9 protein-coding genes are annotated in these 14,363 nt (G+C 66.1%); 2 read left to right on the plus strand and 7 right to left on the minus strand.

Annotated elements, in window-relative coordinates; genetic code table 11:
* The first annotated feature begins 6 nt into the window (after window positions 1-6).
* Together E2I15_RS22775 and E2I15_RS22780 are read left to right on the plus strand one after the other, a co-directional pair.
* Window positions 7-1,152, plus strand: coding sequence for an acyl-CoA dehydrogenase family protein (locus E2I15_RS22775; RefSeq protein ID WP_137477974.1), 1,146 nt, complete (start codon window positions 7-9; stop codon window positions 1,150-1,152).
* A gap of 13 nt (window positions 1,153-1,165) precedes the next feature.
* Complete coding sequence (locus E2I15_RS22780; protein ID WP_137477975.1) at window positions 1,166-2,362, plus strand: acyl-CoA dehydrogenase family protein; 1,197 nt, start codon at window positions 1,166-1,168, stop codon at window positions 2,360-2,362.
* A gap of 97 nt (window positions 2,363-2,459) precedes the next feature.
* Here E2I15_RS22780 and E2I15_RS22785 read toward each other — a convergent pair whose 3' ends face one another.
* The 7 genes from E2I15_RS22785 to E2I15_RS22815 all read right to left on the minus strand — a co-directional run bounded on the left by E2I15_RS22785 (window position 2,460) and on the right by E2I15_RS22815 (window position 14,149).
* On the minus strand, window positions 2,460-4,787 hold the full coding sequence (locus E2I15_RS22785; RefSeq protein WP_137477976.1) for a xanthine dehydrogenase family protein molybdopterin-binding subunit: 2,328 nt from the start codon (window positions 4,785-4,787) through the stop codon (window positions 2,460-2,462).
* Window positions 4,788-4,946: 159 nt separating this feature from the next.
* Window positions 4,947-6,035, minus strand: a complete 1,089-nt coding sequence (locus E2I15_RS22790; RefSeq protein WP_137477977.1) for a S1C family serine protease — start codon at window positions 6,033-6,035, stop codon at window positions 4,947-4,949.
* A gap of 97 nt (window positions 6,036-6,132) precedes the next feature.
* Window positions 6,133-7,008 carry a dihydrodipicolinate synthase family protein gene (locus tag E2I15_RS22795; RefSeq protein WP_137477978.1) on the minus strand — a complete coding sequence of 292 codons (876 nt, stop codon included), beginning with the start codon at window positions 7,006-7,008 and terminating at the stop codon, window positions 6,133-6,135.
* Entirely contained in the window at window positions 7,001-7,957 is a 957-nt protein-coding gene (locus E2I15_RS22800) for an NAD-dependent epimerase/dehydratase family protein (RefSeq protein WP_137477979.1), read from the minus strand. Before E2I15_RS22800 ends, E2I15_RS22795 begins: the two co-directional genes overlap by 8 nt.
* A gap of 23 nt (window positions 7,958-7,980) precedes the next feature.
* On the minus strand, window positions 7,981-9,621 hold the full coding sequence (gene pgm / locus E2I15_RS22805; protein WP_137477980.1) for a phosphoglucomutase (alpha-D-glucose-1,6-bisphosphate-dependent): 1,641 nt from the start codon (window positions 9,619-9,621) through the stop codon (window positions 7,981-7,983).
* Between the two features lie 136 nt (window positions 9,622-9,757).
* A complete protein-coding gene (locus tag E2I15_RS22810; protein ID WP_137477981.1) occupies window positions 9,758-11,410 on the minus strand; it encodes an acetolactate synthase large subunit in 1,653 nt (550 codons plus the stop codon).
* Window positions 11,411-11,488: 78 nt separating this feature from the next.
* The gene (locus E2I15_RS22815) at window positions 11,489-14,149 is read right to left on the minus strand and encodes a M1 family metallopeptidase (RefSeq protein ID WP_137477982.1); all 2,661 of its coding nucleotides are present in this window, start codon (window positions 14,147-14,149) and stop codon (window positions 11,489-11,491) included.
* Window positions 14,150-14,363: the final 214 nt, after the last annotated feature.

Below are 14,363 nucleotides of genomic sequence, written 5' to 3' on the forward strand. Positions count from 1 at the left end.
AGCCAGATGGACCTCACCCTCAGCGACGAGCAGCGCCTGCTGCGCGAAAGTGCCGACCGCTTCGTGGCGGAAACCTTTAACCCCGAGCATCGCAAGAAAGCGGCGAACGATCCGCTGGGCTATTCGCCCGCAATCTGGAAACAGTTCGCCGAGCTCGGCTGGCTGGCGCTCCCGATCAGCGAAGCCCATGGCGGGCTCGGCGGCGGCGCGATCGAGATCGGACTGTTGATGGAAGCGTTCGGCCGCGGGCTGGTGTCCGAGCCGTTCCTCTCCACGGTCGTGATCGGCGCCGCGCTGGTCGCCGAATGCGGCACCGAGGCACAGAAGCAGGCGATCCTGCCCAAAATCGCCGAGGGCGCGCTCACGCTCGCCTTCGCGCATTCGGAGCGCGCCGCGCGCTTCGACCTCGGTTATGTCGACACCACGGCCAGCAAGACCGCCGATGGCTGGCGGTTGAACGGCAGCAAGATCGCCGTGCTCGACGGCGCTGCAGCCAACCAGATCATCGCCTCGGCCCGTATCGCCAACGCCAATGGTGCATCCGGCAAGCTGGGCCTGTTCCTGGTGCCGGCGGGAACGCCCGGACTCACCTTGCGCGATTACGCGCGGCTCGGCGGCGGGCGCGGCTGCAATCTCGATCTGAAGGACGTGCAGTTGCCTGCCGATGCGCTGCTCGGCGACGGCAGCGATGCGCTGCCCGCGATCGAAACCGTGGTCGACCGCGCGATGGCTGCGCTCGGCGCGGAGGCGGTCGGCATCATGCAGACGCTGCTCGACACCACGCTCGAATACACCAAAATCCGCAAGCAGTTCGGCCGACCGCTATCGGCCAACCAGGTGATCCGCCATCGCCTCGCGGACGTGGCGATGCAGGTCGACGAGGCGCGCTCGATGGCGTTGCGCGCCGCGCTGATGGCCAATGCCGAGCCTGTGGCCCGCAGCCGTGCGGCGTCCGGCGCCAAGGCGAAGATCGGCAAATGCGCGCGCTTCGTCGCCGAGCAGGCGGTGCAGCTGCACGGCGCGATGGGCGTCACCGAGGAGCTCGACATCGGCGCCTATTTCAAGCGGCTGCTCGCCTTCGACACGCTGTTCGGCAACAGCGCCCATCACTATCGCCGCCACGCCGCGCTCAGCGGCCGCGCCCACGCCTAACGGAGAGCGCACCATGGATCTCACCTTCAGCGCCGAGGAACGCGCGTTCGAGCAGGAAGTCCGCGATTTCATTGCCGGAAGCCTCACGCCGGAGATGAAGCGCGCCACAGCGCTGACGCCGTCGGTGTTCTCCGACCCCGATATCGGCATGGCCTGGCAACGCGCGTTGCACAAAAAGGGCTGGGGTGCGCCGGGCTGGCCGGTGGAGCATGGCGGACCAGACTGGACGCCGGCGCAGCGCTGGATCTTCGAGGCCGAGTGCGCCCGCGCCGGCGTGCCCAATGTCAACGTGATGGGGGTGAAGATGGTCGGCCCCGTCATCATCGGGTTCGGCTCGCCCGAGCAGCAGAACTTCTACCTCCCGCGAATCCTCTCCGGCGAGGATTACTGGTGCCAGGGCTATTCCGAGCCGGGCTCCGGCTCCGACCTCGCCTCACTGAAGACCCGCGCGGTGCGCGACGGCGACGACTACATCATCAACGGCACCAAGATCTGGACCACGCATGCGCATCACGCCAACCGCATGTTCGCGCTGGTGCGCACCAGCGACGGCGCACGGCAGCAGGACGGCATCAGCTTCATTCTCATCGACATGAAGACGCCGGGCATCACCACGCGCCCGATCCTGACCATCGGCGGCGACCACGAGGTCAACCAGGTGTTCTTCGACGACGTCCGCGTCCCCGTCGCCAACCGCGTCGGCGAGGAAGGCAAGGGCTGGACCTGCGGCAAATATCTGCTCGAATTCGAGCGCGGCTCCGGCATCGCGTCGGCCAAGCTACGCGAGGCGCTGAAAACAATCTCCGATCTCGCGGGCTCCGACGTCACCGGCCGCGCCATCGAGGATCCCGATATCGCGATCCGGATGTCGGAGGCCGAGGTCGATATCGATGCGCTCGAGATGACCGAGCTCAGGGTGCTGTCGGCGCTGCAGACCGGGCAGAATCCGGGCGCGGTGTCGTCGCTGATCAAGCTCCGCGTCAGCGAGATCCGTCAGGCGGTGACGCGGCTCGGCGTCGACGTGATCGGCCAGGACGGGCTTGCGGTCGAGCCGGCGCGGCCGTTCTACCGGCTCAACCACGAGCCGGCGATCCCCGAAGAACTGCTGCCGGTGGTGCCGGAATATCTCAACGGCCGCGCCTATACGATCTTCGGCGGCTCGTCCGAGATTCAGCGCGACATCATCGCGAAGATGGTGTTGGGGCTGTAGGGCACCGTCGTTCCGGGGCATCGCAGAGCGATGAACCCGGAACCTCGAGATTCCGGGTTCGATGCTTCGCATCGCCCCGGAATGACATCGGAGAGCCCTATGCCGCCCCCACCTTCGCGTCCTGGATCGCCTGCCAGATCTTGGCCGGCGTCAGCGGCGTATTGAGCTGGGTGATCCCGACTTCGCTCAGCGCATCCATCACGCCGTTGGTGATGCAGGGCGGGCCGCCGATCGCGCCGGACTCGCCGCAGCCCTTGGCGCCCAGCGGATTGGTCTTGCACGGCGCGGAGCCATCGAGCGTCACCGTGATCGGCGGAATGTCGTCCGCGCGCGGGATGCAATAATCCTGATAGCTCGCGGTCAGCAGCTGGCCTTCTTCGCTGTAGGCCACGCCTTCATACAGCGCTTGGCCGATGCCCTGGACAACGCCGCCATGCACCTGCCCCGCCACCAGCATCGGATTGACCGCGACGCCGACGTCGTCGACCGTGGTGTAGCGCACCACCCGCGTGACGCCGGTCTCGGGATCGATCTCGACCTCGCAGATATGGGTGCCGTTCGGCCAGCTCGGCCCGTCGACATTGCCCTCGCTCTCGACCGAGAGCTTTGCGCCGCTTTCCTTGGCCGCGATCTCGAACAGGCTGATGCGCCTGTCGGTGCCGACCACCGTGAGGAAGCCGTCGCGATACTCGATGTCCTCGACGGAGGCTTCCAGCAAATTGGAGGCCTTGTCGCGCGCCTTGTTGATCATGTCGTTGGTCGAGACCGCAACCGCGGTGCCGCCGACGAACAGCGAGCGCGAGCCGACGCTGCCGAAGCCGGTGGCGAGGTCGGTGTCGCCCTGGACGACGTCGATCTTGTCCATGGCGATGCCGAGCGTATCGGCAACCATCTGGGTGTAAGTGGTCGCGAGGCCCTGCCCCATCGCCATCGTACCGGACCAGAGGATCACGCGGCCCTCGGCGGTGGCATGCAGCGAGACCTTCTCGGTGTGGGCGCGGCCGCCGGTCCACTCGATGTAGCTGGTCAGGCCGCGGCCGTAGAGCAGGCCCTTCTTCTTCGCCGCCTTCTTGCGCGCGGCAAAGCCGTTCCAGTCGGCCAAATCGGATGCGCGCTCCAGCATATGCGCGAAGGCACCGGAATCGTACACCTGCCCGACCGCATTGGTGTAGGGCAGCTGCGCCGGCTTGATGTAGTTGACCTTGCGGATGGTGCGCGGGTCCATGCCGATCTGGCGCGCGGCCGCATCGAACAGCCGTTCGACGATGAACACCGCCTCGGGCCTGCCGGCGCCGCGATAGGCGCCGACCGGCGCGGTGTGGGTCATCACCGACTTCACCTCGAAATGCACCAGCGGCAGATCGTAGACGCCGGTTTGCACGAACGGGCCGAGCACCAGCGGAATGATGTTGGCGGTGCCCGACGAATAGGCGCCGGTGCCGCCGATCGAGCGCACCCGATAGGCCAGCACGCGGCCCTTGGCGTCGAGCGCGAACTCGCCGGTCGAAGTCAGGTCGCGGCCATGGGTACCACCGACGAACTCGTCGGTGCGGTCGCCGCGCCAGCGGATCTTCTCATTCAGCTTGGTTGCGGCATAGGCGACGATGCCGTCTTCGGGGTACAAGCTCGTTTTCTGGCCGAAGCCGCCGCCGATGTCGCCGACGAGCACGCGTACGCTGTCCTTCGGCCGCTTCAAGATCGATTCCGCCAGCAGATCGCGGGTCGAGCCCGGGGTCTGCGATTGCACGTGGAGGATCAGCCGCCCGGTCTTCTTCTCGATCTCGGCAATGGTCGAGCGCGGCTCCATCGCCGACGGCACCAGGCGCTGGCTGACCAGGTCGAGCGATACCTTGTGCGCGGCATTGGCGAAGGCTTCCTCGACCTTGGCGGCATCGCCATAGCTCATCGCGGCCACGATGTTGTCGGGCGCCTCCGGCCAGACCGCCGGCGCGCCCGGCTTGATCGCCTCGACCGGATCGACCACCGAGGGCAACACCTCGTAATCGATCTCGATCGCTTCGGCCGCGGTCTGCGCCAGCACGCGCGAGGTCGCGACCACGGCCGCGACGCCCTCGCCCGCGTAACGCACCACCTCATGCGCCAGCAGGCGCCGCGGCGGCACGGTCATCGGCGAGCCGTCGGGCCGCTTGAAGATCGCAAGCGTCGGCAGCGTGCCGATATCGTCCTTGACGAGGTCGGCGCCGGTATAGACGGCCTTGACGCCGGGCATCTCCAGCGCCGCCTTGGCGTCGATCGACTTGATGTTGGCGTGGGCGTGCGGCGAGCGCAGCACGTGCAGCCACAGCGCGCCGTCCTGCGGCTTGTCGTCGATGAAATGCCCCTTCCCGGTGACCAGCCGCTGGTCCTCCAGACGCTTGACTGGCTGGCCCGCACCAAAACGCATATTGCCGGGAAGAATGTTCATCAGAGGGTCCTTCGAGCTTCCAAGAATTTCCAGAGAATTTGGCGGGGGTTTTAGCGGATTTTGGCGGCCTGACAACCACGCGCCGGCCAGAGGACAGGCGCCTCGTCGCGCGGCGCGCGAAAGCACAATCCGGTGACACGGGTCAGGACAGTGACGACATTATTGCGCCCGGCCGATATCGACGATGGCGACCTCGACATCGCGCGCCGAGCCGTCGCGGCTCACGCTGAGCCGCACCTTCTTGCCGACCCCGATCTGCTCGAGCTGGTCGGCCAGATCGGAGAGCCGATGCACCGGCTTGCCGTCGACCGCGGTGATCACGTCGCCGAGCTCACCGGTCGACATGTCGACGCCGCGTATCCCGGCGCGCTCGGCCGGCGACCCCGGTGTCGTGCGCACCACGATCAATCCTTCGGCACCGATACGGGTGGCGACCGCCTCATTCGCGGTCACGATGCCGATTCCCGGCGTCGGCACGCGGCCGTTGCGGATCAGCTCGGGCACCACGCGATTGACGATGTCGACCGGGATCGCGAAGCCGATGCCGGCATTCGAGCCCGACGGCGACAGGATCGCCGTGGTCACGCCGATCAGCCGGCCGGCGGAATCGAGCAACGGGCCGCCCGAATTGCCCGGATTGATCGCGGTGTCGGTCTGGATCACGTTGGAGATCTCGCGACCGCTCGAGGTCGGCAGCCGGCGCTTGAGCGCACTGATGATGCCGCTCGACATCGATTGATCGAGCCCGAACGGGTTGCCGGTCGCATAGGCAAACTGGCCGACCTTGAGATCGGCCGAGCTGCCGAGCGCCAACGACGGCGGCAGCTTGCGCGCGCTGCGGATGCGCAGCACGGCCAGATCGTAGTTCGGCGCCGTGCCGACGATTTCGGCGCGTACCGCTTCGCCGGAGGCAAAGCGGATCGCGACCTGGCTTGAGTTCTGCACCACATGGTTGTTGGTGACGACGTGGCCGTCATTGTCCCAGACAATGCCGGTGCCCGACGCCGCGCCGCCCTCCTGCTCCTCGCTCAGCGGATTGGCGGCGGTTTGCGTCACCACCTGCACGACCGACGGCGAGACCTTCTCGAAGATCTCGACATTGGCCTTTTCGGCATCCGACAGCGCGCCACGCTCGGCGACCGCGCGGGCAGCCGGGCCGCTCCACGGCGCCTGACGGATGCTGCCGGCCGCGAATATCAGCAGAACGGCCGCAATCACGGCCAGGACAAGGACGGTACGCCGATTCATTGCTGTGCTCCACGCAACAAACGCGCTGACCAAGCGGAGGTTTCCGGCATAGCGGAGGCGGATTGCCCGGCATTTTGCCGCGCAGCCCCCGACGGCTTCAGGCCAGATCGCGCAACGCCGCCTCGACCACCTTGCGCTGCTCGGCCGTGAGCGGCGCCTGCGGCGGCACGGGGTCGCCGACATCGTAGCCCTGGCTCGCGAGCCCGGCCTTGATGCAGGCGGCGAGGTTGAAGCGGGCAAATGCCTCGTTGATGCGCCACAGCTTGCGCTGCAGGGTCATCGCCTCGTCCCAGCGGGTGCGGCGGCACAGATTGTAGAGCTCGACGCTCTGCCGCGGGATGATGCAGGCCGGGCCGGCCATCCAGCCATGGCCGCCGATCAGCATCACCGCGGCCGGAATATGGGCCGAGGCCGAGAACACTTTCAGGCTGTCGCCGCAGCGGTTCATGATCGACAGCAGCCGCCCGGTATTGGTCGAGGCGTCCTTGATGTATCCGATGCGCGGATGCTCGGCGAGCCGCGCGATGACGTCGAGCGTGAGGTCGGAACGCTGGAAATTCGGATTGGTGTAGATCACGATCGGAATGTCGACGGCATCGGCGATGGCGCGGAAATAGGATTCGACCTGCGCATCGGCGACCGGGAAATAGGCCTCCAGGATCGCGAGGATGCCGGTCGCGCCGCGCTTCTGGTAGGCCTTGGCCTGCGCCACCGCATCCGCCGTCGAGGTCGAGGCGACGCCGGCGACCACGGGCACGCGGCCCTGCGCGGCCTCGATCGTGGTCTGCACCACCTGCATGCGCTGCGCATTGTTGAGATAGGCGAACTCGCCGGTCGAGCCGAGCGGCGTCAAGCCGTGGACGCCGGCCTTGACCAGATCGTCGCAGAGCCGGCCCAGCACCTCGGTGCGGACATGGCCGGCGGGATCGACCGGGGACACCAGGTACGGAAAGACGCCGTGGAAATCAGCCATTTGCGAGCCTCGTTGACGGCGAGACATAGTCGGGATCGTGCGCAAAGGGAAGCGGCGCACCGCTGCGCAAGGCGCCGAGCACCGCTGCGAAATCCGTCCCGGCGCGGAAACCGAGCAGGCGCTCGGCCTTGCTCGCGTCGTAGATCCGGCCGATCGATTTCGGCAGGTGCCAGCCGCGCCGCGCGAACAGTGCCGGCGCGTCGGGGAAGGTGCGCGCGATCACGCCCGCCGCATCGGTCTTCAGGTCAGCGACATCGCGGCGCGCAAACGGCGTCGGCGCGCTGATCACAAAGACCTGAAAGCCGCGGATCTTGTCCAGCGCCACGACATGGGCATCGGCGGCGTCCTCGACGGTGAGGCGGCGGTACAGCAGCTCGGTCGCCTTCAGGTTCTCGCCATGGATGTCGCGGATGGTGTCGTCATCCTCGGGGAAGAAGCGGCTGGTGCGCAGCACCGCGCAGTTCAGCCCGTGCTCGCGGCTATACAGGCGGCACAGCCCTTCGGCGGCGAGTTTTGTAACTCCGTAGATGTTGCGCGGCTCCAGCGGCCCTGTCGTCTCGTCGAGCCACACCGCAGCATGGCCTTCCTCGTCGCGGATCGCCTGCGAGATCATCAGCGAGGTCGTCGAGGTGAAGACGAAACGGTCGTGGCCGGCAGCCACTGCGGCCTGCAGCAAATTGAGCGTGCCTGTGACGTTGACATCGACAAAGGCCTGCGGCGCGAACCGCGCGATATCAGGCTTGTGCAGCGCGCCGCCATGGATCACGGCCTCGATGCCACGATCGGCGAACACGCGCTCGACCACCGATCGCTCGGCTACCGAACCTGTGACATCGGTCGCCTCACCCGGGACGACATCGAGGCCGACCACGTCATGGCCGGCCTGTCGAAGCCGCGGCGCGAGGAAACGGCCGAGCCAGCCGGAGGAGCCGGTCAACAATATTCGCATGAATTCCGCCCGGCCCGCGCCTTTCAGAACACCTTGGCGATCGCGGCCTGCGCATCGCGCTGGATCTGCTTCAGATGATCCGGCCCGCGGAAGCTTTCGGCGTAGATCTTGTAGACATCCTCGGTCCCGGAGGGACGCGCGGCGAACCAACCCGCCTCGCTCTCGACCTTGATGCCGCCGAACGGCTGGTCGTTGCCCGGCGCCTTGGTCCTGACCGCGCGCACGACATCGCCGGCGAGCTGCGTCATGTTGAGCTGCTCGGGCCCGAGCGCCTTCAGCGCGTTCTTCTGCTTCGGCGTCGCCGCCACATCGATGCGCTCGTAATAGGGAACGCCGAGTTCGGCGGTCAGCTCGCCAAACAATTCGCTCGGATCGCGGCCGGTCTTGGCGATGATCTCGGCTGCCAAGAGGCCGAGGATGATGCCGTCCTTGTCGGTGGTCCACACCGAGCCGTCGCGCTTCAGGAACGAGGCGCCTGCACTCTCCTCACCGGCAAAGCCGAAGCCGCCGCTGCCCAGCCCGTCGACGAACCATTTGAAGCCGACCGGCGTCTCGACCAGCTTGCGGTCCAGCTTCTTCGCCACACGATCGATGATCGAGCTCGACACGATGGTCTTGCCGATCGCGGCATCCTTGCTCCATTGCGGCCGGTGCGCGAACAGATAGGCGATCGCAGTGGCGAGGAAGTGGTTCGGATTCATCAACCCGTTCGAGCGGGTCACGATGCCGTGGCGGTCGGCGTCGGTGTCATTGGCGAAGGCGACGTCGAACCGGTCGCGCATCCCGATCAGGCTCGCCATCGCATAAGGCGACGAGCAGTCCATCCGGATCTTGCCGTCCCAGTCCGCGGTCATGAAGCGGAAGGTCGGATCGACGGCATCATTGACGACGGTGGCGTTGATGCCGTAGCGCGCGATGATCGGCTGCCAGTAGTACACCGCCGCGCCGCCGAGCGGGTCGATGCCGATCTTGACGCCGGCAGACTTGATCAGCGCGAGATCGACGGTGTTGCCGAGATCGGCGACATAGGGCGTGATGTAGTCGTGCAGATGCGTGGTCGCGGCCTTGCGCGCGCGATCATAGGGCAGCCGCGCGACGCCTTTGAGGCCGGCCTCGATATAGCGATTGGCGTTCTTCTCGACCACAGCGGTGACGTCGGTGTCGGCCGGGCCGCCATGCGGTGGATTGTATTTGTAGCCGCCGTCCTCCGGCGGGTTGTGTGACGGCGTGATGACGACACCGTCGGCGAGGCCCGTGCTGCGGCCCTTATTGTAGCTCAGGATCGCGTGCGAGATCACGGGCGTCGGGGTGTAGCCGCCCTGCGCATCGATCATGATCTCGACGCCGTTCGCCGCGAACACCTCGACCGCGCTGGCCAGCGCCGGTTCAGCCAGCGCATGGGTGTCGATGCCGATGAACAGCGGCCCGGTGAGGCCCTTCTCGCGCCGGTAATCGCAGATCGCCTGCGTGGTGGCGAGGATATGGTCCTCGTTGAAGGAATTCTTCAGCGACGAGCCGCGATGGCCCGAGGTGCCGAACGCAACCCGCTGGGTGGGATCGGCGGCATCGGGCTTGCCGGCAAAATAGGCCGTGACCAGCCGCGGCACATTGGCGAGCGAGGCGGGATCGATGGGTTTGCCGGCGGCAGGATTTGGTGCAGTCACGTGACCTCTCAGATCTGGTATCGCCGACTATCTGCGCAATGGTGATGCCATTGCGTGATATCTTGGCGTGCTACCATGGCGGCTGACGTTCAATCAAGCCGAGGGCATTTCGTTCCGTGCCGTCAGCGACAATCCGCTATTCGACGTCGATCTGCTGCACCTTCTCGCGCAATTCGTCGACCAGCACCCGCTTGTTCTCGGTATAGTCGATCGGCGCCACGACGAGATGCACGCCGCCGCCGGAAAACGCCCGTTCCAGGGTCGGGACGATCGCATCCGTGCTCGTGATCCGCGAACCCTTGGCGCCGTAGCTTTCGGCGTATTTGATGAAATCCGGATTGCCGAAGGTCAGGCCGAAATCCGGGAAATGATCGACCGCCTGCTTCCAGCGGATCATGCCGTAGGCGGAGTCCTCGAGGATCAGGATCACCAGATTGAGCTTGAGGCGAACCGCGGTCTCCATCTCCTGCGAGTTCATCATGAAGCCGCCGTCGCCGCACACCGCGAGCACGCGATTCTTCGGATACAGCATCGCCGCCATCATCGCCGACGGCAGGCCGGCACCCATGGTCGCGAGCGCGTTGTCGAGCAGCAGCGAGTTGGCGAGCAGCGTGCGGTAGTTGCGCGCGAACCAGATCTTGTACATGCCGTTGTCGAGCGCGACGATGCCGTCCTCCGGAATCACCTGCCGCACATCGTGCACGATGCGCTGCGGCGTCGGCGGCCAGCGGCCCTCCGTGGCGCGATCGGTGATCTTCGCCAGAATGCCCTGGCGCAGGCTGAGCAGCGCGCTGGCATGCGGCAGCTTTCCCTCGACCCGATCGGCCAGCAGCTCAAGGCTCGGACCGACGTCGCCGATCACCTCGCATTGCGGGAAATAGACCTGCTCGACCGTTGCCGGCATGTAGCTGACATGGATCACCTGCGGGCCCTTCGGACCCATGATGAAGGGCGGCTTCTCGACCGTGTCGTGACCGATCGCGATGATGAGGTCGGCGCGGTCGATCGCCTCGTGCACATAGTCGCGCTCGCTCAGCGCAGCGGTTCCCATATACTGATTGGTGCCGCCGGATACCGTGCCCTTGCCCATCTGCGTCGTGAAGAATGGGATTTTCGTGCGCCGCACGAAATCGCCGATCCCGGCGGTCGAACGCGGACGCGATGCCGCCGCACCAAGCATGATCAGCGGGCGCTGCGCCTTCAGGATCATGTCGGCGGCGCGGTCGAGCGCGGCCGCGTGTGCGATCGGAATCTCGATCGGATGCGGCGGTATCATTTCGACCGGCGCAATCTCCTCGCCTGCGATATCTTCCGGCAGTTCGAGCAGCACCGGCCCCGGCCGTTCCTGCGTCGCAATGCGGAAGGCATCACGGACCAGCGTCGGAATGGTCGCGCCGCTGACGATCTGCAGCGACAGCTTGGTCAACGGACGAAACGTGTTGACGATGTCGACAATCTGGAACTTGGCCTGCCGGCTGCTCAAAATGCCCTTCTGTCCCGTCAGCATCACCATCGGCATCGCGCCGAGCAGCGCGTAGGCGGCGCCGGTGGTCAAGTTGAGCGCGCCGGGACCGAGCGTCGTCATGCAGACGCCGGGCTTACCGGTCAGCCGGCCATAGGTCGCCGCCATGAACGCCGCGGCCTGCTCGTGGCGCGTGACGATCAGTTTGATCGAGGATTTGCGCAGGCTCTCGACGACGTCGAGATTCTCCTCGCCGGGGACGCCGAACACCCGCTCCACGCCCTCATTCTCGAGGGCCGCGACCAGCAAATCGGAACCTTTGACCATCTCAGCCTCGCATCGTTGATTGCATGCCGCGCACGGAGCATAGCCGCATCGCGTGCCGCCGGAAACTCCCTCGCGATCTCACGGCTTGTGCGCCCTGATCCAGGCGTCGGCGGCGGGCAGCACGCGCGCGGCAAGATCGGCCGAGATGGCGATCGCCTGCACGGATCGCGCCACCATCACCCGTCCGCCGGTGGTTGATTGCGACGGAGCAAACGCGGCCAGTTCCACAGCGTGCGCCTCATCGGTAAAATTGGTCATGAAGTTCGGCACGAACTGGTCGCGGAAGTTCGGCCCCTGCCTTGCCAGCAAGGTATCGAAATTGGTCCGGACGAAGTCCCAGGCGAGCTGTGGCTGCTCGCCGGCGGACGCAACCGCGTTGATCATCCCTGTCACGATCGTGTCGGGCAATTCGCTGGTCAGCGTCAACGCCAGCGTCGCCCGCGCCAATTCGGCATCGCGGGCGCTTGCCGCCGCGAGATAATAGCGCAGCCGTTCATTGGTCGCCGTGCTGCTGCGCGCGAGCGCCAGCAGCTGGTCGTAGGTCGCCCGATCGGCGGTCACACCGACAACATGGGTGACGGCATCGCGCAATGCGGTCGGAAGCGAATTGGGATCATCGGCGAATGCCGCAAAGCGCCGCTTCGCTTCCGCCACAATAGCCGCATCCCCGACGTCGCCAAGCGTCGAGATCAGGCTTGCACGCAACAACGCGGTATCATCGCCGCCTGAACCGTCCCATCCGATCCGATCGAACACCGGGCGCAGCTTGGCGCGGGCATAGGCCTGGATCACCGGCCGCTCGGTGCGGCCGCGCGACAGGCGGTTCAGCGCGGCAAATGTCGAGATCACCTGGTCCCACACCGCGCGATGGTCACCGGCATCGAGCGCATCGAGCAGCGCGAGATAGGACGGCGCCTCCGCGCGGCCCGCCTGCACCAGCGCCCAGCTGTCGGTGACGACATTGAGACGGTCGACGACCTGCATTTGCGGGAATGCATTCAGCAGCGCCGCACGGTTCTTCGGGCCGTACTCGACCCTGTAGTAGCCGACGTCGCCGAGGTTGACCTTGATCGCATCGCCGCACGCGCCGGCCGGGATATTGGTGGCCTTCTTCAGCAATATCTCGTCGAACGGCTTGCCATGCGCCGGTCCGGCCGCGACCGGGATCTGCCAGTTGCGGGCCGGCAGCGGCGGATCGTTGGCCGGCGCGATCACGAAGCGATCCTGCCGCAACGCCAGGCGCTGCGCGGCGCCAACACAGTCCGCCTCAGCCACGACCAGCGGCACGCCGGCCTGCTCGGTGAACGAGGCGGCGATGCCGGTGATGGTCTTGCCGCCGCTACTCTCGAGCGCCTGCCAGAGATCAGCGGTCGTCGAGTTGCTGTAGGCATGCGCGGCCATGTATTTGCGGATGCCGTCGCGAAATGCCTGTTCGCCGAGATAATTCTCGAGCATGCGGATCAGCGCCTGCCCCTTGTTGTAGGTGATGGCGTCGAATGCCGTGACTGCTTCACTGTGATCGGCAATCGGCTGCTGGACCGGATGCGAGGTGCGCCGCGCATCGAGCGTCATGGCAAACTGCTTCGCGCCGTAGCCGTTCAGCCAGCCCTGCCACTCTGGATAGAACTGCTCAGAGGCCTTGGTTGCCATCCAGCTGGCAAAACCCTCGTTGAGCCAGAGATTGTCCCACCACGCCATGGTGACGAGATCGCCGAACCACATATGCGCCATCTCGTGCGCGATGATCGCGAAGATGCCGCGCCGCGCGGTCTCCGCAGAGGTCGCGGGGTCGAACAGCAGCCGGCTTTCGAAGAAGGTGATGCCACCCCAGTTCTCCATCGCGCCGCCGAACCCGCCGGGAACGGCGATCAGGTCGAGCTTCGGCAGCGGATACTTGACGCCGAAATAGTCGTTGTAATAGGCGAGCAGCTTCACCGCGCTGTCGAGCGCGAACCGGCCCTGCCCGCCCTTGCCCTCCGTCGTCACCACGCCGACCGTGACGCCGCCGGCATCCGCTGTGACGCGCTCGAGTTCGCCGACCGTGAGCACGAACAGATAGCTCGACATCTTCGGCGTCGGCGCGAACGCAACCTTCTTGAGGTCGCCGGCGACCAGCTCTTCGCCCGTCACGGGCATGTTGCCGACCGCGAGCAGATTGCGCGGAATGACGACGGTCAGCGCGAAGCTCGCCTTGAACGACGGCTCGTCCCAGCACGGGAAGATCCGCCTCGCATCGGCCGGCTCCAGCTTGCTGGAGATCATCCGCTTGATCCCGGTCCTGGTCGGGTAGTCGACCGAGAACAGGCCGGTGCCGAATTTATTGATCTGCGCCGTGAAGGCGATGCGCAGCTTGTGGCGGCCGGCCGCAAGCGGCTTGGCGAAGGTCAGCGTTGCGGTCTGCGCGGTGGCGTCGGTCGCGACCTCCGCGCGCTGCGCGCCGTCATCGATCGTAACCTCTGCGAATGTCGTGTTGACCGCGTTCAGCGTCAGCTGCGCGGTCGTCTCGCGCACCTCGACGTCGACGGTCTCGACGCCGGGCAGAGCCAGGCCGGCGATGTCAGGCGTCAGCTCGATCGCGTAATGCAGCGGGACGACCGTCTTCGGCAGCTTTCCGGGCGTGTGGTCGAACGAAAATGTCTGCTCGGCCTGCGCGCTTGCGGCCATCGCCAAAGCCAAGCCGATCGCAGTGGCAAGACGACGCAGGAGCGCCCTTCGGACATGGGTTGCAGGCTTGTTCATCGCGCGCAGCTCACGGGGATCTCGGGGATTATCGGATGTACTTGCGGAAGGACGTAGCAGGCAATCTAGTAGAGAAAATGTCGTCACAAAACTGCCAACTCCGCGACATTGACATCACAACGGTTCGCACCGATTGGTGCGCCGCTCCCCACGGCGCTTTGGCCCTGCTGACCCTTGTTGCTCAACGGCGGGATGGAAGGTTAACGTACGGCTC

The sequence above is a fragment of the Bradyrhizobium sp. BR2003 genome, assembly GCF_009720285.1.
GTDB classification, from domain to species: domain Bacteria; phylum Pseudomonadota; class Alphaproteobacteria; order Rhizobiales; family Xanthobacteraceae; genus Bradyrhizobium; species Bradyrhizobium elkanii.